At 61.2% G+C, this 21,010-nt stretch carries 28 protein-coding genes; 27 read left to right on the top strand and 1 reads right to left on the bottom strand.

What is annotated here, in order from left to right:
* The first annotated feature begins 258 nt into the window (after window positions 1-258).
* The 5 genes from rpsL to ABIB45_RS09215 all read left to right on the top strand — a co-directional run bounded on the left by rpsL (window position 259) and on the right by ABIB45_RS09215 (window position 6,682).
* Window positions 259-633, top strand: coding sequence for a 30S ribosomal protein S12 (gene rpsL / locus ABIB45_RS09235; RefSeq protein ID WP_011692814.1), 375 nt, complete (start codon window positions 259-261; stop codon window positions 631-633).
* 1 nt (window position 634) lies between these two features.
* On the top strand, window positions 635-1,105 hold the full coding sequence (gene rpsG / locus ABIB45_RS09230) for a 30S ribosomal protein S7 (RefSeq protein WP_214960735.1): 471 nt from the start codon (window positions 635-637) through the stop codon (window positions 1,103-1,105).
* Window positions 1,106-1,176: 71 nt separating this feature from the next.
* Window positions 1,177-3,291, top strand: coding sequence for an elongation factor G (gene fusA, locus ABIB45_RS09225; protein ID WP_354215552.1), 2,115 nt, complete (start codon window positions 1,177-1,179; stop codon window positions 3,289-3,291).
* 239 nt (window positions 3,292-3,530) lie between these two features.
* Window positions 3,531-4,721 carry an elongation factor Tu gene (gene tuf, locus ABIB45_RS09220; RefSeq protein WP_354215551.1) on the top strand — a complete coding sequence of 397 codons (1,191 nt, stop codon included), beginning with the start codon at window positions 3,531-3,533 and terminating at the stop codon, window positions 4,719-4,721.
* 1,034 nt (window positions 4,722-5,755) lie between these two features.
* Window positions 5,756-6,682, top strand: a complete 927-nt coding sequence (locus tag ABIB45_RS09215; protein WP_354215550.1) for a hypothetical protein — start codon at window positions 5,756-5,758, stop codon at window positions 6,680-6,682.
* Window positions 6,683-6,914: 232 nt separating this feature from the next.
* Here the strand turns inward: ABIB45_RS09215 and ABIB45_RS09210 are convergent, their stop codons facing one another.
* Complete coding sequence (locus ABIB45_RS09210; RefSeq protein ID WP_354215549.1) at window positions 6,915-8,351, bottom strand: GH1 family beta-glucosidase; 1,437 nt, start codon at window positions 8,349-8,351, stop codon at window positions 6,915-6,917.
* Window positions 8,352-8,784: 433 nt separating this feature from the next.
* Here ABIB45_RS09210 and rpsJ point away from each other — a divergent pair, with 433 nt between their 5' ends.
* The 22 genes from rpsJ (at window position 8,785) to ABIB45_RS09100 (ending at window position 20,946) form a co-directional block, all read left to right on the top strand.
* On the top strand, window positions 8,785-9,093 hold the full coding sequence (gene rpsJ, locus ABIB45_RS09205; protein ID WP_038464699.1) for a 30S ribosomal protein S10: 309 nt from the start codon (window positions 8,785-8,787) through the stop codon (window positions 9,091-9,093).
* Window positions 9,094-9,110: 17 nt separating this feature from the next.
* Window positions 9,111-9,761: a 50S ribosomal protein L3 gene (rplC, locus tag ABIB45_RS09200; RefSeq protein WP_354215548.1), complete on the top strand. Its 651-nt coding sequence runs from the start codon at window positions 9,111-9,113 to the stop codon at window positions 9,759-9,761.
* Window positions 9,762-9,765: 4 nt separating this feature from the next.
* On the top strand, window positions 9,766-10,389 hold the full coding sequence (rplD, locus tag ABIB45_RS09195; protein ID WP_108599009.1) for a 50S ribosomal protein L4: 624 nt from the start codon (window positions 9,766-9,768) through the stop codon (window positions 10,387-10,389).
* Window positions 10,386-10,691, top strand: a complete 306-nt coding sequence (rplW, locus tag ABIB45_RS09190) for a 50S ribosomal protein L23 (RefSeq protein ID WP_018773664.1) — start codon at window positions 10,386-10,388, stop codon at window positions 10,689-10,691. Before rplD ends, rplW begins: the two co-directional genes overlap by 4 nt.
* Window positions 10,692-10,720: 29 nt before the next feature.
* Entirely contained in the window at window positions 10,721-11,560 is an 840-nt protein-coding gene (gene rplB / locus ABIB45_RS09185) for a 50S ribosomal protein L2 (protein WP_354215547.1), read from the top strand.
* A gap of 12 nt (window positions 11,561-11,572) precedes the next feature.
* Window positions 11,573-11,854, top strand: a complete 282-nt coding sequence (rpsS, locus tag ABIB45_RS09180; protein ID WP_354215546.1) for a 30S ribosomal protein S19 — start codon at window positions 11,573-11,575, stop codon at window positions 11,852-11,854.
* Between the two features lie 38 nt (window positions 11,855-11,892).
* Window positions 11,893-12,258 carry a 50S ribosomal protein L22 gene (gene rplV / locus ABIB45_RS09175; protein ID WP_003803798.1) on the top strand — a complete coding sequence of 122 codons (366 nt, stop codon included), beginning with the start codon at window positions 11,893-11,895 and terminating at the stop codon, window positions 12,256-12,258.
* Complete coding sequence (rpsC, locus tag ABIB45_RS09170; protein ID WP_354215545.1) at window positions 12,259-13,101, top strand: 30S ribosomal protein S3; 843 nt, start codon at window positions 12,259-12,261, stop codon at window positions 13,099-13,101.
* On the top strand, window positions 13,102-13,518 hold the full coding sequence (rplP, locus tag ABIB45_RS09165) for a 50S ribosomal protein L16 (protein WP_190987321.1): 417 nt from the start codon (window positions 13,102-13,104) through the stop codon (window positions 13,516-13,518).
* Between the two features lie 2 nt (window positions 13,519-13,520).
* Window positions 13,521-13,850, top strand: coding sequence for a 50S ribosomal protein L29 (gene rpmC, locus ABIB45_RS09160; RefSeq protein ID WP_354215544.1), 330 nt, complete (start codon window positions 13,521-13,523; stop codon window positions 13,848-13,850).
* Window positions 13,847-14,155 carry a 30S ribosomal protein S17 gene (rpsQ, locus tag ABIB45_RS09155; RefSeq protein ID WP_190987320.1) on the top strand — a complete coding sequence of 103 codons (309 nt, stop codon included), beginning with the start codon at window positions 13,847-13,849 and terminating at the stop codon, window positions 14,153-14,155. The genes rpmC and rpsQ overlap by 4 nt, the downstream gene beginning before the upstream one ends.
* A gap of 512 nt (window positions 14,156-14,667) precedes the next feature.
* Window positions 14,668-15,036, top strand: a complete 369-nt coding sequence (gene rplN / locus ABIB45_RS09150; protein WP_024366126.1) for a 50S ribosomal protein L14 — start codon at window positions 14,668-14,670, stop codon at window positions 15,034-15,036.
* Between the two features lie 3 nt (window positions 15,037-15,039).
* Window positions 15,040-15,399, top strand: a complete 360-nt coding sequence (gene rplX / locus ABIB45_RS09145) for a 50S ribosomal protein L24 (protein WP_354215543.1) — start codon at window positions 15,040-15,042, stop codon at window positions 15,397-15,399.
* The gene (gene rplE, locus ABIB45_RS09140; RefSeq protein ID WP_354215542.1) at window positions 15,399-15,980 is read left to right on the top strand and encodes a 50S ribosomal protein L5; all 582 of its coding nucleotides are present in this window, start codon (window positions 15,399-15,401) and stop codon (window positions 15,978-15,980) included. Before rplX ends, rplE begins: the two co-directional genes overlap by 1 nt.
* Window positions 15,981-16,074: 94 nt before the next feature.
* A complete protein-coding gene (gene rpsH, locus ABIB45_RS09135; protein WP_056344363.1) occupies window positions 16,075-16,473 on the top strand; it encodes a 30S ribosomal protein S8 in 399 nt (132 codons plus the stop codon).
* 18 nt (window positions 16,474-16,491) lie between these two features.
* Window positions 16,492-17,028 carry a 50S ribosomal protein L6 gene (gene rplF, locus ABIB45_RS09130; RefSeq protein ID WP_104042533.1) on the top strand — a complete coding sequence of 179 codons (537 nt, stop codon included), beginning with the start codon at window positions 16,492-16,494 and terminating at the stop codon, window positions 17,026-17,028.
* Between the two features lie 2 nt (window positions 17,029-17,030).
* Complete coding sequence (gene rplR / locus ABIB45_RS09125; RefSeq protein ID WP_354215541.1) at window positions 17,031-17,414, top strand: 50S ribosomal protein L18; 384 nt, start codon at window positions 17,031-17,033, stop codon at window positions 17,412-17,414.
* The gene (gene rpsE / locus ABIB45_RS09120; RefSeq protein ID WP_354215540.1) at window positions 17,411-18,148 is read left to right on the top strand and encodes a 30S ribosomal protein S5; all 738 of its coding nucleotides are present in this window, start codon (window positions 17,411-17,413) and stop codon (window positions 18,146-18,148) included. Before rplR ends, rpsE begins: the two co-directional genes overlap by 4 nt.
* 3 nt (window positions 18,149-18,151) lie before the next feature.
* Window positions 18,152-18,358 (top strand): 50S ribosomal protein L30, encoded by a 207-nt coding sequence (gene rpmD, locus ABIB45_RS09115; RefSeq protein ID WP_164205902.1) that lies wholly within the window; start codon window positions 18,152-18,154, stop codon window positions 18,356-18,358.
* Complete coding sequence (gene rplO / locus ABIB45_RS09110) at window positions 18,359-18,841, top strand: 50S ribosomal protein L15 (protein WP_354215539.1); 483 nt, start codon at window positions 18,359-18,361, stop codon at window positions 18,839-18,841.
* 219 nt (window positions 18,842-19,060) lie between these two features.
* A complete protein-coding gene (gene secY, locus ABIB45_RS09105) occupies window positions 19,061-20,371 on the top strand; it encodes a preprotein translocase subunit SecY (protein ID WP_354215538.1) in 1,311 nt (436 codons plus the stop codon).
* Between the two features lie 5 nt (window positions 20,372-20,376).
* On the top strand, window positions 20,377-20,946 hold the full coding sequence (locus ABIB45_RS09100) for an adenylate kinase (protein ID WP_354215602.1): 570 nt from the start codon (window positions 20,377-20,379) through the stop codon (window positions 20,944-20,946).
* Window positions 20,947-21,010: the final 64 nt, after the last annotated feature.

Here is a 21,010-nt window from a genome sequence, read left to right as displayed (position 1 = left end):
AGCCGTGCTAGAATTTTTAGTAATTGTTCTGTGTGGCAGTGGATGAAGGCCGCCGCAGCATCATTTTGGTTTTGTTCTCATGATGCTGGGTGTGAGCTTGTTTCCGGGTTGCGGGCTAGGTGCGCAACGAATGCCACCCTTTTGCACGCCTAGGCAAGATTCGAGACACCAAGGCTGCAGGGACAACGCCAAAACCGACGCAGTGAGGGCTGACGCCCAAATGTGCCGGTAGAGATCAAACCAACGGAGAACACGAGAGTGCCTACGATTAACCAGCTGGTCCGCAAGGGCCGCACGCCTAAGGTCAAAAAGACCAAGGCCCCCGCGCTTAACGGCAGCCCGATGCGCCGCGGTGTTTGCACCCGCGTCTACACCACCACCCCCAAGAAGCCGAACTCGGCTCTCCGCAAGGTGGCACGTGTGCGCCTCAACGGTGGCGTCGAAGTCACCGCTTACATCCCCGGTGTGGGTCACAACCTGCAGGAGCACTCCATTGTGCTCGTTCGCGGTGGTCGTGTTAAGGACCTCCCCGGTGTCCGCTACAAGATCGTCCGTGGCGCCCTCGATACCCAGGGTGTGAAGAACCGTAAGCAGGCACGCAGCCGTTACGGCGCAAAGATGGAGAAGAAGTAATATGCCTCGCAAGGGTCCGGCCCCGAAGCGGCCGCTAGTCATTGATCCCGTTTACGGATCCCCGCTGGTCACCCAGCTGATCAACAAGGTCCTCGTCGACGGCAAGAAGTCCACCGCAGAGCGCATCGTTTACGGTGCCCTCGCCGGTGCACAGGAAAAGTCCGGTGGAGACCCGGTTGCTGCCCTGAAGAAGGCCATGGAAAACATCAAGCCGAGCCTCGAGGTGAAGTCCCGCCGCGTTGGTGGCGCAACCTACCAGGTTCCGGTTGAGGTCAAGCCCGGCCGCGCAACCGCCCTGGCGCTGCGCTGGCTGGTGGGCTACTCCAAGGCCCGCCGTGAGAAGACCATGACCGAGCGCCTCCGGAATGAAATCCTGGATGCGTCCAACGGTCTCGGTGCCGCTGTGAAGCGTCGCGAAGACACCCACAAGATGGCCGAGTCCAACAAGGCCTTCGCACACTACCGCTGGTAATACTTCCCGGACGCCGCCGGCTCAGCTGAGCCGGCGGCGAACGTGTAGTCCATCCGAAAGGGAGACACACCGTGGCACAGGACGTGCTTACCGACCTTAGTAAGGTCCGCAACATCGGCATCATGGCCCACATTGATGCCGGCAAGACCACCACCACCGAGCGCATCCTGTTTTACACGGGTGTGAACCACAAGATCGGCGAAACGCACGACGGCGCTTCGACCACCGACTGGATGGAACAGGAAAAGGAACGCGGCATCACCATCACGTCTGCCGCCGTGACCTGCTTCTGGGAAAACAACCAGATCAACATCATCGACACCCCCGGCCACGTTGACTTCACCGTTGAGGTTGAGCGCTCACTGCGCGTCCTCGACGGCGCTGTCGCCGTCTTCGATGGCAAGGAAGGCGTGGAGCCGCAGTCGGAGACCGTCTGGCGCCAGGCTGACAAGTACAACGTCCCGCGCATCTGCTTCGTCAACAAGATGGACAAGCTCGGCGCTGACTTCTATTTCACCGTCGACACCATCATCAGCCGCCTCGGTGCCAAGCCGCTCGTTATGCAGCTGCCGATCGGTGCTGAGAACGATTTCATCGGCGTCGTCGACGTCCTGGAAATGCGCGCGCTGGTCTGGCCGGGCGACTCCAAGGGTGACGTCACCATGGGTGCCAAGTACGAGGTCCAGGAGATCCCCGCGGATCTGCTGGAGAAGGCCAAGGAATACCGGGCTGCCCTCGTTGAGACGGTGGCTGACGCCACCGAAGAGCTCATGGAGAAGTACCTCGAGGGTGAAGAACTCTCCGTCGAGGAGCTCAAGGCCGGCATCCGCAAGATGACGATCAACTCTGAGCTGTACCCGGTCTTCTGTGGTTCCGCGTTCAAGAACCGCGGCGTTCAGCCGATGCTTGACGCCGTGGTTGACTACCTGCCGAACCCGCTCGACGTCCCGCCGATGATCGGCCACGATCCTCGCGACGAAGAGAAGGAACTGACTCGCGCGCCTTCCTCCGAGGAGCCGTTCTCGGCGCTGGCCTTCAAGATTGCTGCGCACCCGTTCTTCGGCCAGCTCACCTTCATCCGCGTGTACTCCGGTCACGTGGAAGCAGGCTCACAGGTGGTCAACTCCACCAAGGGCAAGAAGGAGCGCATCGGCAAGCTGTTCCAGATGCACGCCAACAAGGAAATGCCCGTTGACGGCGCTACCGCTGGCCACATCTACGCAGCGATCGGCCTGAAGGACACCACCACGGGTGACACCCTGTGTGATTCCAGCAACCAGATCGTCCTCGAATCCATGAGCTTCCCGGAGCCCGTGATTTCCGTTGCGATCGAGCCGAACACCAAGGGCGACCAGGAGAAGCTGTCCACAGCTATCCAGAAGCTCTCCGCTGAGGACCCGACCTTCCAGGTCTCCCTCAACGAGGACACCGGCCAGACCATCATCGCCGGCATGGGCGAGCTCCACCTGGATATCCTGGTGGACCGCATGCGCCGCGAATTCAAGGTTGAGGCTAATGTCGGCAAGCCGCAGGTTGCGTACCGCGAAACCATCAAGCGGGCTGTGGAGCGTCATGACTACACGCACAAGAAGCAGACCGGTGGTTCCGGCCAGTTCGCAAAGATCCAGATCGCGATCGAGCCGCTGGACACGTCCGAGGGCGAGATGTACGAGTTCTCGAACAAGGTCACCGGTGGACGCATTCCGCGCGAATACATCCCGTCGGTTGACGCCGGTATCCAGGATGCGCTGAACGACGGCGTCCTCGCCGGCTACCCGGTTGTCGGCATCAAGGCCACGCTGATTGACGGCGCGTACCACGATGTTGACTCCTCGGAAATGGCGTTCAAGATCGCCGGCCGTATGGCTTTCAAGGAAGCCGCACGCAAGGCGAACCCCATCCTGCTTGAACCGCTGATGGATGTCGAGGTCCGCACCCCTGAGGAATACATGGGTGAAGTTATCGGTGACCTCAACTCCCGTCGTGGCCAGATGCAGTCCATGGAAGATGCCCAGGGCGTCAAGGTAATCCGCGCGCACGTCCCGCTGTCCGGCATGTTCGGCTACATCGGTGACCTGCGCTCGAAGACCCAGGGCCGCGCTGTGTACTCCATGACGTTCCACAGCTACGCCGAGGTCCCGAAGGCATATGCCGACGAGATCATCCAGAAGAACCGCGGCGAGTAGTCTCCACGGCTCGCAGTAACAAACTCGGGTGCGTTTCCGGTTCCGGAAATTCGCCTGGTGCAGATGGCCGGTTCCGGCCCGGCCGGCGGCCATCTGTACCGGCAGGCTCGTGGGACTAGTATTAGTTCCTGAATCTGCAATTTCATCAATCCAAAGCCCCCCAAGTAGACTTACTGAAGTTTCGTCGCGACAAGCGCGGTCGAAGGGTAAGTCATTTGAAAACGTTCTAGGAGGAACCTGTGGCAAAGGCAAAGTTCGAGCGGACTAAGCCGCACGTTAACATCGGCACCATTGGTCACGTTGACCACGGTAAGACGACGTTGACGGCCGCGATTTCCAAGGTGCTGTACGACAAGTACCCGACACTCAACGAGCAGCGCGACTTCGCGTCTATTGACTCTGCTCCCGAAGAGCGTCAGCGCGGCATTACCATCAACATTTCCCACGTTGAGTACCAGACCGAGAAGCGCCACTACGCACACGTAGACGCTCCGGGTCACGCTGACTACATCAAGAACATGATCACCGGCGCCGCACAGATGGATGGTGCAATCCTCGTGGTTGCCGCCACTGACGGCCCGATGGCTCAGACTCGCGAGCACGTTCTGCTCGCCCGCCAGGTTGGTGTTCCCTACCTGCTGGTCGCGCTGAACAAGTCCGACATGGTTGACGATGAGGAACTGCTGGACCTCGTTGAAATGGAAGTTCGTGAGCTGCTTTCGGCTCAGGGCTTCGATGGCGACGACGCTCCCGTTGTTCGCGTTTCCGGCCTGAAGGCCCTCGAAGGCGACCCTGTTTGGGTCAAGTCTGTCGAGGACCTCATGGCGGCCGTTGACGAGTCCGTTCCGGACCCCGTACGTGACCGTGACAAGCCGTTCCTGATGCCGATCGAAGATGTCTTCACCATCACCGGCCGTGGCACCGTTGTTACGGGCCGCGCCGAGCGTGGAACCCTCGCCATCAACTCCGAGGTCGAGATCGTCGGCATCCGCCCGGTCCAGAAGACCACGGTTACCGGTATCGAGATGTTCCACAAGCAGCTCGACGAAGCATGGGCCGGCGAGAACTGTGGCCTCCTGCTCCGCGGTCTGAAGCGTGATGACGTAGAGCGTGGCCAGGTTGTCGTCAAGCCGGGTTCCATTACCCCGCACACCGACTTCGAGGCTAACGTCTACATCCTCTCCAAGGACGAAGGCGGACGTCACAACCCGTTCTACTCGAACTACCGCCCGCAGTTCTACTTCCGCACCACGGACGTAACCGGCGTTATCACCCTGCCGGAAGGCACGGAAATGGTTATGCCCGGCGACAACACTGAGATGACCGTTGCGCTCATCCAGCCCATCGCCATGGAAGAAGGCCTCGGCTTCGCTATCCGCGAAGGCGGCCGCACCGTTGGTTCAGGTCGCGTTACCAAGATCGTCAAGTAACTTCTTGCTGATCTAGGATCAGAGTCCGCTTGGCGGCCCTCTGATACTCATCAACAGCCCCGCTGCATATCTTCGCAGCGGGGCTGTTGTTTGTTACGGTTAATCCATTCATTGGATTCATTGTGCAGGCCGCCCTGGCCTCTGGAGCGGGATCACCGTGAGGGACGAATCCTATGAAGCGGGCTACCGCGTAGGCCATCTCCAAGGGTGGCTTGATGCCATGGACAAACTGCAGGCACAGGGGCGGCCGGATTCCGCGCCCAGTGGGTCGCTGGGTTCTGCGTCCGCAGTCCCGGAGCCATGGGAAAGTCCGATGGCGGCACTCGGTGGCGTGCCCGACCCCCCTCGAGTGCGGGCCACCGAAGTCCCAGTCCCTTTGACGACTGCATCACCTGTTGCTGAAGTGTCACCCTTGCCTGCGGCAGAGCCGCAAGCGCTGCCAGCACGCGTGGCCATCCAATCTCCGCCAGTTTCGCCTCCACGCCCCGCGGCCACGGTCCCGGCGTCGCCGGTGTTGCCGCCGCAGTCTCCGGCGGCCGCCTTCCACACATATCCGGAATCGCCGGCTGAGCGCCAGGCGCGTCGTGAAAAGCGGGACCGCCAGAACATCCACATCACCCTGTATGTAGCCAGCCTTCTCTTGGTTGCTGCCGCTGCTCTATTCATTGGCACAAGCCTGCCGCCCATGATGCGTTTTACGGGCGTATGCACGGTTACGGCGTCGTTCTACGGGGCAGGCATTGTGCTCCATGCCAGGGTGCCGCGGCTCCGCCCCGCAGCGGTGGCGTTCACCGGCACTGGCCTCGCCATGGTTCCGGTCGCATCCACGGCATTCTCCGGCGTATCCATCCTCGGCGGAGCACTGGTCTGGTATTTCGCCGCCCTGATCGGTGTGGCCGTGCTTCTGACGTGCCGTGCCCTGGGGCGGCCGGGCTGGTTGCCGCCGGTCTATGTCAGGCCGCTAATGGTCCTGCATCCGTATGCGGTTCCCGCCGTGGCTGCTGTGGCTGCCACCATTGGCGGCAGGCTGGGTGATGGGTGCCGCGGTTCTGGTTCTTTCAGTGGTGTTCTTTGCGGCTTCGGATACCGAAGGCCAGCCCTTCCTGTATCCACCGGCAGTAGTGGCAGCACTCCGCGGCGCCATGGCGCTGGCGGCGGAGACGTTTCCGGACCCTGCCGGTGCGTGGGGCGGCTTCCTGCCCTGGTTGGCCGGCGCGGGCTCGGCGTCAGCCGTACTCTACGGCGCCCGGCTTGTTCGCACCGCCCCTTTGCAGGCCGAACCGGTGCGGCGCTGGTCGCTTGCCGGGGCCGCCTTCCTGGGCGTGATGCTCGTGGCCTTGGCCGGAATCCGGCATGATACGACCTCCTGGACCGCAGCAGCCATCCTCGCCGCCGCCGTCGGAATTGCCTACCATGAGGCCACGCCAAAGGCGCGCCGGATTAAGGTGGAGGTTGGCGCACTGGTGCTGACTGCTGCGGTCCAGCGGGCGGCGATCTTCGCCCTGGACGGGCCGGACCGGCTCAGTGGCCGTGTGTTTGCCGGTCTGCCGGATCCGTTCTGGGTGGCTCAGTGGTATGTGGTCCTGGCCGCGGTCCTCGGTGGCTGGCGGTACTTCTCCGGCCATCAGAAGGCCGGGCGGTTCCTGGTGGGAGTTGCTGCCGGGTTGCTGTCGTTTGGAGGCCTGGGTGTGGTGTTCAGTGGGACCGGTGCGCAGCAGTTGTGGGTGCTGGTGCTTCTCGCGGTGGTGCTGGTGGCTGGCCTTGGCGTGGGTGACCGGCTGTTCGTCTGGTGGGGTGCGGCGGGCGTGGCAGCCTGCATGCTGTGGGCAATGAGGCATTACACGTTCCTGCTCCTGGCGATGGTTGCCGTGTGGCATCGTCTTGCCGTGTGGCGCCTGAACCGGGGCACGTCCGGTGCGGCGGCGGACGCGGCCGGAGACGGGGCCGCCCGCCGGAGCTGATCCCGCAGCCAGCCCCCGGTCCGGCGACCACAGGGAACCCACAGGCCGGCGCTGATATTGTTGCCAGCGGAGAGGGGAATACATTATGGAGTGGTTAATTTTTCTGATCATCGTGGTCGCCGGAGTGTTCTGGGCCAAGAAGCATTTCCGCAACGAGATTGACCGCGCCAAGCGCATCAACCGGGCCAACAAGAACCAGTAGCCGGGACTCAGGCTGCCAGCGGTTTGGGCTTCAGTCTGCCAGCCGTTTCCGGGCCTGGCTGAGCGCCTTGTACCAATAGAATGATTCCTTCGGCGTGCGCTCCAGGGTTTCGAAGTCCACGTGGATCAGCCCAAACCGCTGGGAGTAGCCGGCGGCCCATTCAAAGTTGTCCATCAGCGTCCAGACGTAGTAGCCACGGAGTTCCACGTCTTCGGCGATGCCGCCGGGTGCGGTTGCCTCCACTGCGTGGCGCAGATGTCCCGCGATGTAGTCGATCCGCTGCTGGTCCTGGATGGGGCCGGTGACGTGCTCAGGCTCGGGGAAGCTGGCGCCGCTTTCGGTAATGTACAGCGGGGGTAAAGCATCACCATAACGGTCTTTGAGTTCGCGGAGCAGGATGCCCAGATGATCCGGCGCCACGGGCCAGCCGAACCCCGTTGTCCCGTACTCGGGGAACGGCACCTGGTGGGCCGGAATCCGGACCATCGCTTCTGCCGGCACGGCCAGGTTTTCGTGGGGACCCCGGCCGGCAGCCACTCTGACTGGCTGGTAATAGTTCACGCCGTAGAAGTCCAGAGGCTGGTGGATGGTCTGCAGGTCGGCGTCCGAAATTCTGCCAAAGGAACGCATCCATGGCTTGGCGAAGACCAGGGAAGCCGGGTACCGGCCCCGCAGGATCGGATCAGCATAGATCCGGTTGAGCATGATGTCGAAGACCGCTGCCGCTGCCTTGTCACGGATCTTGCGTGTTGCCGGCCGGACGGGGGAGTGCAGGTTGCTGACGCCGATGCCACCGCGCACGCCTTCCGACCGCAGCGCCTGGACGGCCAGCCCGTGGGCCAGCAGTTGGTTGTGGACCGCAGGAAAGGCGTCGAAAAGCAGGCCATGGCCAGGAGCATGGACGCCCAGGGCATACCCGTTCAGCACTACCGAGGCTGGCTCGTTGAGCGTGACCCACTGGTCCACCCGGTCGCCGAAGCGACGGCCAGCCGCCGCGCTGTACTCAGCAAAGCGTTCGGCAGTGGCCCTGTTCAACCAGCCGCCGCCATGCTCCAGTGGCAGCGGCGTATCCCAGTGGTAGAGAGTGGCCATGGGGGAGATGCCAGCCTCAAGAAGTTGATCGATCAGGCGGTCGTAGAAGTCCAGTCCCTGTTCGTTGAATGCACCGCGGCCATCCGGCTGGATCCGCGGCCAGGAGATGGAGAACCGATAGGAATCCACGCCGAGTTCGCGCATGAGCGCCACATCTTCGGCTGAGCGGTTGTAATGGTCGCAGGCCATTGCCGGCGAGTGTCCGTCCCAGATGGCTCCGGGCTTCTCCACAAAGGCATCCCAGCCGGAAGGACCCCTGCCGTCAGTGGACAGCGCGCCTTCGATTTGGAAGGCGGCAGCTGCCACTCCTAAGGTGAAGGAAGGCGGCACTCGGTCGGCAAGATCCTGGATGGAAACGTCCTGTTCGACGGTCATTAACCCATCATCCATTCGGATGTTGGGGAAGGCAATGACGGCCGGTGGTTGCCCGCCGGCAAACCGGCCACGCCGGGCAGGGAAGCCGTGGCCTGCAGATTCGCTTCTTGGCACAATTTCCGGCATACTAGATGAGTTGTTCAAGCGCTTCTTCGTGTCCCGATCCGGATAATGCCGGGTGTCAGGGTCCAAGTGGAAGCCCAAACATAACCCACTCCCATGGAACTGCGGATTTGTATGCGTGCTAAGCGCGACACGCCCGACCGCGGGGGTCGGGTTACGTCGGCAGGTTGAGGAACCCGGATATATCCGGATTCAGCTTGTGCGGCGGGTGGTAGTTCAGACTTCAAATGCTTCGGCAGCCACATGCAACACCAAAGTGAACAGAGCAGCCCTACTCAGAGCAGCACTAACTGAAAGAGAGTCAGGCGACATGGCGGGACAAAAAATCCGCATCCGGCTGAAGTCATACGACCACGAGGTCATTGACGTTTCAGCCCGGAAGATCGTTGAGACGGTCACGCGTGCAGGCGCAACGGTAGTTGGCCCTGTGCCGCTGCCTACGGAGAAGAACATCTACTGCGTAATCCGCTCTCCGCACAAGTACAAGGACAGCCGCGAGCACTTTGAAATGCGCACGCACAAGCGTCTTATCGACATCATCGATCCCACGCCGAAGGCTGTTGACTCGCTTATGCGCCTCGACCTGCCGGCCGACGTGAACATCGAAATCAAGCTGTAGGGAGGTGCTGAGAGACTATGACCGCAACCCGTAACGTAAAGGGCCTGCTGGGCACGAAGCTCGGCATGACCCAGGTCTGGGACGAGAACAACAAGCTCATCCCCGTCACTGTGGTCCAGGCAGATTCGAACGTCATCACCCAGCTGCGCAACGCAGACACTGATGGCTACGTCGCTGTACAGATCGGCTACGGCCAGATCGATCCCCGCAAGGTCACCAAGCCGCTGGCTGGTCACTTTGAAAAGGCAGGCGTCACGCCTCGCCGCCACGTCGTCGAACTCCGTACCGCAGATGCTGCAGAGTACGAGCTTGGCCAGGAGCTCTCAGTAGAGGTCTTCGAAGCCGGCCAGAAGATCGACGTCATCGGCACCACCAAGGGTAAGGGCTTCGCCGGTGTTATGAAGCGTCACGGCTTCCACGGCGTTGGAGCTTCCCACGGTGCCCACAAGAACCACCGTAAGCCCGGTTCAATCGGTGGCGCATCCACCCCGAGCCGCGTCTTCAAGGGCATGAAAATGGCCGGCCGCATGGGCGCCGTTCGTCACACCACGCTGAACCTCACGGTTCACGCAGTTGACGTCGAGAAGTCGCTGCTCCTGATCAAGGGTGCCGTCCCCGGCGCCCGCGGCCAGGTCGTACTCGTACGCACCGCCGTGAAGGGAGCCTAGTTAAATGACTAGCACTGTCAAGGTTGACCTGCCCGCAGAGATCTTCGACGTTCAGACCAACGTGCCGCTGCTGCACCAGGTCGTCGTTGCCCAGCTCGCTGCTGCTCGCCAGGGTACCCACAAGACCAAGACCCGCGCCGAGGTTTCCGGTGCAGGTCGCAAGCCGTTCAAGCAGAAGGGCACCGGCCGCGCCCGTCAGGGTTCAATCCGTGCTCCTCACATGACCGGTGGTGGCGTTGTCCACGGTCCCACACCGCGTGACTACAGCCAGCGCACCCCCAAGAAGATGATTGCTGCTGCACTGCGCGGCGCACTGTCTGATCGGGCCCGCAACGGACGCATCCACGTTGTTGCCGAACTGGTGGAGGGCACCAAGCCGTCCGTCAAGAACGCACTTGCAACGCTGCGCGGAGTTTCCGAGCGCAAGAACCTGCTGGTTGTCATCGAGCGCGCCAACGATGTTGCAGCACTTTCCGTGCGCAACCTCGCCGGTGTTCACGTTCTGTACGCAGACCAGCTGAACACCTATGACGTACTCGTCTCTGACGACGTTGTCTTCACCAAGGCTGCCTACGAAGCATTCGTTGCTGACAAGGCAGTAGCAAAGAACGAGGAGGATGCCAAGTGAGTGCAGCCACCATCAAAGACCCGCGCGACGTCGTGCTTGCACCCGTCGTATCGGAAAAAAGCTACGGCCTGATCGATGAGGGCAAGTACACCTTCCTGGTGGACCCCCGCTCGAACAAGACCGAGATCAAGCTGGCCGTGGAGAAAATTTTCTCCGTCAAGGTCGAATCGATCAACACCATCAACCGTGCCGGTAAGCGCAAGCGCACCAAATTCGGATGGGGTACCCGCAAGAACACCAAGCGTGCAATTGTGAGCCTCAAAGAAGGCACCATCGACATCTTCGGCGGTCCGCTCTCGTAGCGGAGACCACTTTAACGAGGAAATAAACTATGGGAATCCGTAAGTACAAGCCGACTACACCGGGCCGTCGTGGCTCGAGCGTAGCGGACTTCACCGAAATCACGCGGTCGACGCCGGAAAAATCGTTGGTACGTCCGCTGCCCAAAAAGGGCGGCCGTAACAACACCGGTAAGATCACCACCCGTCACAAGGGTGGTGGCCACAAGCGCCAGTACCGTCTGATCGACTTCCGTCGCCACGACAAAGACGGCGTCAACGCCCGCGTTGCCGAAATCGAGTACGATCCGAACCGCACGGCTCGCATCGCCCTCCTGCACTACGTTGATGGCACCAAGCGTTACATCATCGCCCCGAACAAGCTGTCCCAGGGTGACATCGTTGAGGCAGGTGCCGGTGCTGACATCAAGCCCGGTAACAACCTGCCCCTGCTCAATATCCCGGTCGGTACCGTAATCCACGCAGTTGAACTGCGTCCGGGTGGCGGCGCCAAGATGGGCCGCTCCGCCGGCGCATCGATCCAGCTTGTTGCCAAGGAAGGCCGCTTCGCCCAGCTTCGTCTGCCTTCCGGCGAAATCCGCAACGTTGATGTGCGCTGCCGCGCAACCATCGGCGAGGTCGGTAACGCCGAGCAGTCGAACATCAACTGGGGCAAGGCCGGCCGTATGCGGTGGAAGGGCGTTCGCCCGACCGTCCGTGGTGTCGCCATGAACCCGGTTGACCACCCGCACGGTGGTGGCGAGGGTAAGACGTCCGGTGGACGTCACCCCGTCAACCCGAACGGTAAGCGTGAGGGCCGCACCCGCCGCCCGAACAAAGAGAGCGACAAGCTTATTGTGCGTCGTCGTCGTACTGGCAAGAACAAGCGATAGGAGCCTGGACACATGCCACGCAGCCTGAAAAAAGGTCCTTTCGTTGACCAGCACCTCTTTGTGAAGGTGGACAGGGAAAACGAAAAGGGCACCAAGAACGTCATCAAGACCTGGTCTCGCCGTTCGATGATCATCCCCGGCATGCTCGGGCACACGATCGCCGTACACGACGGACGCAAGCACATCCCGGTGTTTGTCACTGAGTCGATGGTCGGGCACAAGCTCGGCGAATTCGCTCCCACGCGGACATTCCGCGGCCATGTCAAGGACGACCGTAAGGGCAAGCGCCGCTAGGCGCCTGCACTTACGTCAAAGACGAGAGAAGGAAAGCAATGGAAGCCAAGGCAATTGCGCGTCACATCCGCGTAACGCCTATGAAGGCCCGGCGCGTCGTCAACCTTGTTCGTGGTAAGCAAGCGAATGAGGCTCTGGCAATTCTGAAGTTTGCCCCCCAGGCAGCTTCAGAGCCGGTATTCAAGGTAGTTCAGTCGGCAATCTCCAACGCCCGGGTCCTCGCGGACCGCGACGGTGTTGCGTTTGACGAAGGTGACCTCATCATCAGCGAAGCGTTTGTTGATGAAGGCCCGACCATGAAGCGGTTCCAGCCGCGCGCCCAGGGTCGTGCATTTCAGATCAAGAAGCGCACGAGCCACATCACCGTGGTAGTCGCTACCCCGGAGAAAGAGGAGGCTCGCTAAGTGGGACAGAAAGTTAACCCGCACGGGTTCCGACTCGGCATCACCACCGATCACGTATCGCACTGGTTTGCTGACAGCACCAAGGCCGGCCAGCGGTACAAGGACTTCGTTCGCGAAGACATCCGTATCCGCCAGCTCATGTCCACGGGCATGGAGCGCGCCGGTATCGCCAAGGTCGAGATCGAGCGCACCCGCGATCGTGTCCGCGTGGATATCCACACGGCACGTCCCGGCATCGTCATCGGCCGCCGCGGCGCTGAAGCAGACCGCATCCGCGGCGAGCTTGAGAAGCTCACGGGCAAGCAGGTTCAGCTGAACATCCTCGAGGTCAAGAACCCCGAGATGGAAGCTCAGCTTGTTGCCCAGGGCGTTGCTGAGCAGCTGACTTCCCGCGTGGCGTTCCGCCGCGCGATGAAGAAGGCCATGCAGTCCGCACAGCGTGCAGGTGCCAAGGGCATCCGTATCGCTTGCTCGGGTCGACTGGGCGGCGCTGAAATGTCCCGCTCGGAGTTCTACCGCGAAGGCCGTGTGCCCCTGCACACTCTCCGCGCGAACATCGACTACGGCTTCTACGAGGCCAAGACCACCTTCGGCCGCATCGGCGTGAAGGTCTGGATCTACAAGGGTGACGTCACCGCCAAGGAACTGGCTCAGCAGGCAGCTGCTGCTCCGTCCCGTGGCCGCGGCCCCAGCGACCGTCCGGGCCGCCCGGGTGGCGCCGGTGGCGCTGACCGTGGTGACCGCCGCCGTCGTACCGACCGTCCGGCAGCAGAGGCAGCTCCGGCTGCCGAGGCTCCGGCAGTTGAGGCTGCACCTGCTGCAGTAGAAGGAGGACAGGCTTAAATGCTTATCCCACGTCGAGTAAAGCACCGTAAGCAGCACCACCCGGGTCGTTCCGGCGCTGCTACCGGCGGTACCAAGGTCTCCTTCGGTGAGTACGGGATCCAGGCCCTGAGCCCGGCATACGTCACCAACCGTCAGATCGAGTCTGCCCGTATCGCGATGACCCGCCACATTAAGCGTGGCGGCAAGGTCTGGATCAACATTTACCCGGACCGTCCGATCACGAAGAAGCCTGCCGAAACCCGCATGGGTTCCGGTAAGGGTTCACCCGAGTGGTGGGTCGCTAACGTCAAGCCGGGCCGGGTTCTCTTTGAGATCTCCGGCGTCGAAGAATCGGTAGCTCGCGAGGCCCTGCGCCTGGCAATCCACAAGCTCCCGTTGAAGGCACGCATTTTGCGTCGCGAAGGTGGTGAATAGAAATGGCAGTAGGATCCAAGGAACTTGCATCCGCACAGCTGGACACGTTCGACAACGAGCGCCTCGTTGAAGAACTCCGTAAGGCTAAGGAAGAGCTGTTCAACCTGCGTTTCCAGTCCGCCACCGGTCAGCTGGAGAACCACGGTCGTCTGCGCGCGGTAAAGAAGGACATCGCACGCATCTACACCGTTCTCCGTGAGCGCGAGCTGGGCATTCGTGCCGAGGTTGCCGCTCCGGTTGTGGAAGCCAAGGAAGAGAAGAAGTCCAAGAAGGCTGCAACCAAGAAGGCCGAAAAGGCTGAAACGGTTGACGCCGAGGAGGATGCCAAGTGACTGAAAAGGACGAGAACGTGACGGAAACTGTTTCCGCGGCAGCTACCGCTGCCGAGCGCGGTGACCGTAAGACGAAGCGCGGCTACGTGGTCTCGGACAAGATGGAAAAGACCATCGTTGTCCAGGTTGAAGACCGCGTGAAGCACGCCCTCTACGGCAAGGTCATCCGCCGCAACACCAAGATCAAGGCTCACGACGAAGAGAACAGCGCCGGCATCGGCGACCTCGTACTCCTCGCCGAGACCCGCCCGCTGTCCGCTACTAAGCGGTGGCGCCTGGTCGAGATCCTCGAAAAGGCCAAGTAACACCCGCAGCCTGCTTGCAGGAACTGCACCGGAAACCCTCGTTCCCTTTGGGAGCGGGGGTTTTCCGCGTTCCGGGATGGGGCTGCGACGGTGCCCGCGTCACACCAGGCAGGCTTTTGGGCCGCGTCCGACGGCGGTGGGCCGGGTATTAGGTGAAGCGGCACCCGTGGTGGGCCAAAAGCGTGCCGTGCGTGCCGCCGTCGTCCGTCTTGCGGGGGAGCGCCGGCCGGTGATATGGGCATCGGCAGGAAACATGCTAAGATATTGAGTTTGTATGGCGCCTTTCGTGCGCCGACATCAACCTCGTAAACAATCGTGCCACGGCATAGTGCCCCCTAGCGCTTCGGACCTGTCTGAAACCGCTTGGGAAGCAAATGTTTTTGGCACGGGAGTTTAGGCCTGGTCTGGCAAAATCCAGGCAGGTCAAGAGACACCCCGATCAACCGTTCCGCAAGGCTCATTCCGTAGGAAGATTTTCGGTCTGAGAACCGGCGCGACGCAAGGAGTAAATAGTGATTCAGCAGGAGTCGCGACTCAAGGTCGCCGACAACACGGGTGCTAAGGAAATCCTTACCATTCGCGTTCTCGGTGGATCTGGCCGTCGCTACGCAGGCATTGGCGACGTTATCGTCGCTACCGTCAAGGACGCAATTCCGGGCGGCAACGTAAAGAAGGGCGATGTTGTTAAGGCAGTCATCGTCCGTACCAAGAAGGAACGCCGCCGTGCGGATGGTTCCTACATCAAGTTTGACGAGAACGCAGCTGTGATCCTGAAGGCGGACGGTGACCCCCGCGGTACCCGTATCTTCGGACCGGTTGGTCGTGAACTTCGCGACAAGAAGTTCATGAAGATCGTTTCTCTGGCTCCGGAGGTGCTCTAGTCCATGGCTAAGATCAAAAAGGGTGACCTCGTTCAGGTCATCACTGGCGCCAAGGCTGAGCGCGGCGGCGACCGTGGCAAGCAGGGCAAGGTTCTGCGCGTATTCCCGGAGACCAACCGCGTGTTGGTTGAAGGCATTAACCGCGTAACCAAGCACACCAAGGTCGGTCAGTCGCAGCGCGGCACCAAGACCGGTGGCATCGAGGTCGTAGAAGCTTCGGTCCACATCTCCAACGTGGCTCTGGTTGACCCGTCCACCAAGAAGCCCACCCGCGTCGGTTTCCGCACCGAGACCGTTGAGCGCGATGGCGTGAAGCGCGAAGTGCGTATCCGCGTGGCCAAGAGCTCCGGGAAGGACATCTAATGACTGAGACTCTCGAGACTCCGGCAACGAAGATCGTTCCTCGTCTGAAGACCAAGTACGCCGATTCCATCAAGAGCACGCTCATTGAGGAATTCAGCTACAGCAACGTCAACCAGGTTCCCCGTCTGGTGAAGGTCGTTGTGAACATGGGTGTTGGAGATGCCGCCAAGGACTCCAAGCTGATCGACGGCGCTGTCCGCGATCTGACCCTGATCACCGGCCAGAAGCCGCAGGTAACCAAGGCCCGCAAGTCGATCGCACAGTTCAAGCTGCGCGAAGGCATGCCCATCGGCGCACACGCAACTCTGCGTGGGGACCGCATGTGGGAATTCCTGGATCGTCTGGTCACGCTGGCTCTGCCCCGTATCCGCGACTTCCGCGGCCTCAGTGGCAAGCAGTTCGACGGCAACGGCAACTACACCTTCGGTCTGACCGAGCAGGTTATGTTCCACGAAATCGACCAGGATTCCATCGACCGCACCCGCGGCATGGACATCACGGTTGTTACCACTGCCAAGACCGATGACGAAGGCCGTGCGCTGCTGAAGGCGCTTGGTTTCCCGTTCAAGGCCGAAGACTAATCTAGCTACGTAACAGGTCCTTCGGTGCAGCCCGTGCAGATTTCTGCAGGGACCGGACCGAGGAAACCGTTATGAGGAAGGGCAAGAGCCCACCATGACAATGACAGATCCTGTCGCAGACATGCTTACGCGTCTGCGCAATGCAAACTCGGCATACCACGATTCCGTGTCCATGCCGTACAGCAAGCTCAAGGCACGCGTCGCCGACATCCTGAAGGCCGAAGGTTACATCGCCTCCTGGAAAGAAGAAGACGCTGAGGTTGGTAAGAAGCTGACCCTCGACCTCAAGTTCGGACCGAACCGCGAGCGTTCAATCGCTGGCGTTCGTCGTATTTCCAAGCCGGGCCTGCGTGTTTACGCAAAGTCCACCAACCTCCCGCACGTGCTCGGTGGCCTGGGTGTCGCAATCCTGTCCACCTCTTCCGGCCTCTTGACTGATAAGCAAGCCGGCAAGAAGGGCGTGGGCGGCGAAGTCCTCGCCTACGTCTGGTAACGGGAAAGGAAGAGAATAATGTCACGTATTGGACGTCTCCCCATCACCGTTCCCGCCGGCGTTGAGGTCAAGGTTGACGGCTCTGTCGTCAGCGTCAAGGGTTCCAAAGGCGAGCTGAACCACACTGTGGCCAGCCCGATCGAGGTTTCCCTGGAAGCAGACACCCTGACCGTCGCCCGCCCGAACGACGAGCGCGCCTCCCGTTCACTCCACGGCCTGACCCGCACCCTGATCTCCAACATGATCGAGGGCGTTACCAAGGGCTACGAGAAGAAGCTTGAAATCGTTGGTACTGGTTACCGCGTTCAGGCCAAGGGATCTGACCTTGAGTTCGCTCTCGGCTACAGCCACCCGGTAAATGTCTCCGCACCGGACGGCATCACCTTTGCAGTTGAGACCCCGACCAAGCTCTCTGTTTCAGGTATCAACAAGCAGCAGGTCGGCGAGGTTGCTGCCAACATTCGCAAGCTTCGGAAGCCGGACCCCTATAAGGGCAAGGGCATTCGCTACGCAGGCGAAGTCATCCGCCGCAAGGTCGGAAAGGCTGGTAAGTAACCATGGCCATCTCAATTAACAAGAAGCGTACGAACAAGAGCAAGTCTGCTTCGCGCAGCCGCCGCCAGCTTCGTATCCGCAAGCGCATCTCCGGTACGGCTGAACGTCCTCGTCTGGTCGTCAACCGTTCCGCACGCCACGTATTCGTCCAGGTTGTCGATGACACCAAGGGCCTTACCGTAGCGAGCGCCTCCACACTGGAAGCCGATCTTCGTGCATTCGAAGGCGACAAGACCGCCAAAGCCAAGCGCGTTGGCGAGCTCGTTGCCGAGCGTGCGAAGGCTGCCGGTATCGAAGCAGTTGTCTTCGACCGCGGTGGTAACAAGTACCACGGCCGGATTGCTGCTGTCGCTGACGGCGCACGTGAAGGTGGGCTGTCACTGTGACGGAAGCAAACAAGGAAAAGGACACTGTGTCTGCAGATCAGAAGGCGACTGAAGCCGTAGCTGCTCCGGCCACTGAGACCACTGCGCCCGCAACTGCCGCCGATGACCGCCGTGGTGGCGCTCGTCGTGGCGAGCGTGGCGACCGTGGCCAGGGCGGCCGCGACGGCGGCCGTGGTGGCCGTGGCGGCCGCGATGGCGGCCGTGAAGCCGAGAAGAGCCAGTTCGTAGAACGCGTTGTCACCATCAACCGCGTTTCCAAGGTGGTCAAGGGTGGTCGTCGCTTCAGCTTCACCGCCCTGGTCGTCGTTGGTGACGGTAACGGCATGGTCGGCGTTGGCTACGGCAAGGCTAAGGAAGTTCCCGCCGCAATCGCGAAGGGCGTTGAAGAGGCCAAGAAGTCCTTCTTCCGCGTTCCCCGCATTGGCAGCACCATCCCGCACCGCGTTCAGGGTGAGGCTGCTGCCGGCGTCGTAATGCTGCGTCCGGCTTCCGCCGGTACCGGTGTTATCGCCGGTGGCCCGGTCCGTGCAGTACTGGAGTGCGTGGGCATCCACGACATCCTCTCCAAGTCGCTCGGTTCCTCGAACGCCATCAACATCGTTCACGCGACCGTTGATGCCCTGAAGCGCCTCGAAGAGCCGGCAGCAGTGGCAGCACGCCGCGGCCTGCCCCTCGACGAGGTTGCTCCGCCGGCAATGGTGAAGGCAATCCTGAACCAGAAGGCGGGTGTCTAAGTCATGGCTAAGAACCTGATTCCCTCCGACGCTCAGTTGGAGATCACTCAGATCAAGTCCGTCATTGGCGGCAAGCAGAACCAGCGCGACACCCTGCGGTCCCTCGGCCTGAAGCGGATCGGACACACCGTTGTCCGCACCGCCGACGCCGTGACTGTGGGAATGCTCAACACGGTTCCGCACCTGGTACAGGTAGAGGAGGCGAAGTAAATGGCAGAGAAGAAGACCGCCGTAGAGGCTGCTGAGAAGCAGAACACTCTGAAGGTCCACCACCTGCGTCCCGCCCCGGGTGCCAAGACCGCCAAGACCCGTGTTGGTCGTGGTGAAGGTTCCAAGGGTAAGACCGCTGGTCGCGGTACCAAGGGTACGAAGGCCCGCTACCAGATCAAGGCTGGCTTTGCCGGCGGCCAGCTGCCGCTGCACATGCGCCTGCCGAAGCTGCGCGGCTTCAAGAACCCGTTCCGGGTTGAGTTCCAGGTTGTAAACCTGGACAAGCTCAACGAGCTGTTCCCGGAAGGTGGCGCAGTCACCGTGGAGAACCTGGTCGAAAAGGGTGCCGTTCGCAAGAACCAGCCCGTCAAGGTGCTTGGCACCGGCGACATCACCGTCAAGGTTGACGTCACCGCCCACGCATTCTCGGCCAGCGCCGCAGAAAAGATTGCTGCAGCAGGCGGAAGCACCACCGCTCTCTAGCAGACGGTGGGCATATGCCCGTTGTTAACTCCCGGCGTGCAGGACCCCAGGGCCCTGCACGCCGGGAGTTTCTTTCATCTCCGGCCGCCAAATAATTCCCGCCGCCCGTCTCGCGTTGGCCATGTGGATTGTTCGCATCGCCAATCCACCCGTTAGACTCGGTTGTTGGGATTATTGACCCCCCATCACACCACGCTCATTAACAACACAGGAGGACGCTTGCTTAGCGCATTTGGCCGGGCCTTTCGCACGCCTGATCTGCGACGCAAGTTGTTGTTCACGCTGGCAATCATCACAATCTTCCGCTTGGGTGCCTTCATTCCCTCGCCTGGTGTGAACTACCAGAATGTCCAGCAATGCTTGCATAACGGTCAGACGGCAGGCGGGCTCTACCAGCTCGTCAACCTGTTCAGCGGCGGTGCCTTGCTTCAGGTGTCCATCTTTGCCCTGGGCATCATGCCGTACATCACGGCCAGTATCATTGTGCAGCTGCTCCGGGTGGTCATTCCCCGGTTCCAGGAGCTGTACGAGGAGGGCGCCTCCGGGCAGTCCAAGCTCACCCAGTACACGCGGTACCTCACCATCGCGCTGGGCCTGCTGAACGCCACGACGCTGGTGTCGCTGGCGCGCTCAGGCCAACTGCTGCCGGGCTGTGCACTGCCGATCATCCCTGACAGCAGCATCATCACCACCATCCTGCTGATCATCACCCTTACCGCAGGCACCGGACTCATCATGTGGATGGGCGAGCTTGTCACGGAAAAGGGCGTAGGCAACGGTATGTCCCTGCTCATCTTCACCTCCATCGCGGCGCAGTTCCCCACCTCGCTCGGTGCCATCTGGACCTCGCAGGGTCCGGGCACCTTCTTCCTGGTCCTGGCCATCGGGTTGCTGACCGTTGCCTTGGTGGTGTTCGTGGAGCAGTCCCAGCGCCGCGTTCCGGTGCAGTATGCCAAGCGCATGATCGGACGCCGCACCGTGGGCGGTACCAGCACCTACATCCCCATCAAGGTGAACATGGCAGGCGTGATCCCCGTGATCTTCGCTTCCTCCATGCTGTACCTGCCGGGTCTGATTTCACAGTTCAACCAGCCCAAGAACGGCGAGCCGCTTCAGCCGTGGGTTGAGTGGATCAACAACAACCTGACCCGAGGAGATCACCCGATCTACATGGCGCTGTACTTCGCCATGATCGTGTTCTTCACATACTTCTACGTCGCGATCACCTTCAACCCTGAAGAGGTCTCCGACAACATGAAAAAGTACGGCGGTTTCATCCCGGGTATCCGTGCCGGTAAACCCACCGCGGACTACCTGCAGTACGTGCTCTCCAGGATCACGCTGCCCGGCGCCATCTACCTTGGCTTCGTGGCGCTGATTCCGCTGATTGCACTGGTACTGATCAACGCGAACCAGAACTTCCCGTTCGGTGGCACCTCGATCCTGATCATGGTGGGCGTTGGCCTTGAAACCGTCAAGCAAATAGATGCGCAACTACAGCAACGTCACTACGAAGGGCTATTGCGATGACAAAAATGTTGATTATTGGACCGCCCGGTTCCGGTAAAGGAACCCAAGCAGAACGTATTTCCGAACGCCTCGGTGTTGTGGCGATTTCCACCGGTGATATCTTCCGCGCCAACGTGAAGGGCGAAACGCCCCTTGGCATCGAAGCCAAGAAGTACATGGATGCCGGCGATTTCGTTCCGGACAGCGTGACCAACAAAATGGTCCGCGACCGCCTCAGCGAGTCCGACGTCGAAAACGGCTTCCTCCTGGACGGCTACCCGCGCACCACCGCGCAGGTGGACTACCTCGACGGGATCCTCGCCACCAGCGAGGAAAAGCTCGACGTCGTCCTGCAGCTCACGGCCGATGACGAGGAACTCGTCGCCCGCCTGTTGGGCCGTGCCAAGGAAACCGGCCGGAGCGACGACAACGAAGCCGTAATCCGCCACCGCCTTGACCTTTACCACGAGCAGACCGAAGCCGTTGTGGCCAAGTATGCCGACCGCGGCATCCTGACCCGGGTGGACGGCATCGGCGGCATCGACGAGGTCACCGACCGCGTTATGGAAGCCATCAAGGCGGGCCAGGCCGCCTGAGCCAGGCAACCAAGTGATTCGAGGCTCCTCCCGGTACCCGGGAGGAGCCTCAGCCATTGAGAGG

Source organism: Arthrobacter sp. UYCo732 (genome assembly GCF_040547265.1).
Classification (GTDB): Bacteria; Actinomycetota; Actinomycetes; order Actinomycetales; family Micrococcaceae; genus Arthrobacter.
Note: the sequence above shows the minus strand (reverse complement) of the source record. Positions and strands in the feature narration are given on the sequence as shown.

What these genes read in the sequence shown, in the direction of transcription:
- rplD (WP_108599009.1), top strand. Translation starts at nt 9,766, where the DNA reads ATGACTAGCACTGTCAAGGTTGACCTGCCCGCAGAGATCTTCGACGTT.
- rplF (WP_104042533.1), top strand. Translation starts at nt 16,492, where the DNA reads ATGTCACGTATTGGACGTCTCCCCATCACCGTTCCCGCCGGCGTTGAG.
- rpsS (WP_354215546.1), top strand. Translation starts at nt 11,573, where the DNA reads ATGCCACGCAGCCTGAAAAAAGGTCCTTTCGTTGACCAGCACCTCTTT.
- ABIB45_RS09215 (WP_354215550.1), top strand. Translation starts at nt 5,756, where the DNA reads ATGGGTGCCGCGGTTCTGGTTCTTTCAGTGGTGTTCTTTGCGGCTTCG.
- rpsG (WP_214960735.1), top strand. Translation starts at nt 635, where the DNA reads ATGCCTCGCAAGGGTCCGGCCCCGAAGCGGCCGCTAGTCATTGATCCC.
- rplR (WP_354215541.1), top strand. Translation starts at nt 17,031, where the DNA reads ATGGCCATCTCAATTAACAAGAAGCGTACGAACAAGAGCAAGTCTGCT.
- ABIB45_RS09210 (WP_354215549.1), bottom strand. Translation starts at nt 8,351, where the DNA reads ATGACCGTCGAACAGGACGTTTCCATCCAGGATCTTGCCGACCGAGTG.
- rplC (WP_354215548.1), top strand. Translation starts at nt 9,111, where the DNA reads ATGACCGCAACCCGTAACGTAAAGGGCCTGCTGGGCACGAAGCTCGGC.
- rplV (WP_003803798.1), top strand. Translation starts at nt 11,893, where the DNA reads ATGGAAGCCAAGGCAATTGCGCGTCACATCCGCGTAACGCCTATGAAG.
- rplX (WP_354215543.1), top strand. Translation starts at nt 15,040, where the DNA reads ATGGCTAAGATCAAAAAGGGTGACCTCGTTCAGGTCATCACTGGCGCC.
- rpsH (WP_056344363.1), top strand. Translation starts at nt 16,075, where the DNA reads ATGACAATGACAGATCCTGTCGCAGACATGCTTACGCGTCTGCGCAAT.
- ABIB45_RS09100 (WP_354215602.1), top strand. Translation starts at nt 20,377, where the DNA reads ATGTTGATTATTGGACCGCCCGGTTCCGGTAAAGGAACCCAAGCAGAA.
- rpsJ (WP_038464699.1), top strand. Translation starts at nt 8,785, where the DNA reads ATGGCGGGACAAAAAATCCGCATCCGGCTGAAGTCATACGACCACGAG.
- rplE (WP_354215542.1), top strand. Translation starts at nt 15,399, where the DNA reads ATGACTGAGACTCTCGAGACTCCGGCAACGAAGATCGTTCCTCGTCTG.
- rpmD (WP_164205902.1), top strand. Translation starts at nt 18,152, where the DNA reads ATGGCTAAGAACCTGATTCCCTCCGACGCTCAGTTGGAGATCACTCAG.
- rpmC (WP_354215544.1), top strand. Translation starts at nt 13,521, where the DNA reads ATGGCAGTAGGATCCAAGGAACTTGCATCCGCACAGCTGGACACGTTC.
- rplB (WP_354215547.1), top strand. Translation starts at nt 10,721, where the DNA reads ATGGGAATCCGTAAGTACAAGCCGACTACACCGGGCCGTCGTGGCTCG.
- rplO (WP_354215539.1), top strand. Translation starts at nt 18,359, where the DNA reads ATGGCAGAGAAGAAGACCGCCGTAGAGGCTGCTGAGAAGCAGAACACT.
- rplP (WP_190987321.1), top strand. Translation starts at nt 13,102, where the DNA reads ATGCTTATCCCACGTCGAGTAAAGCACCGTAAGCAGCACCACCCGGGT.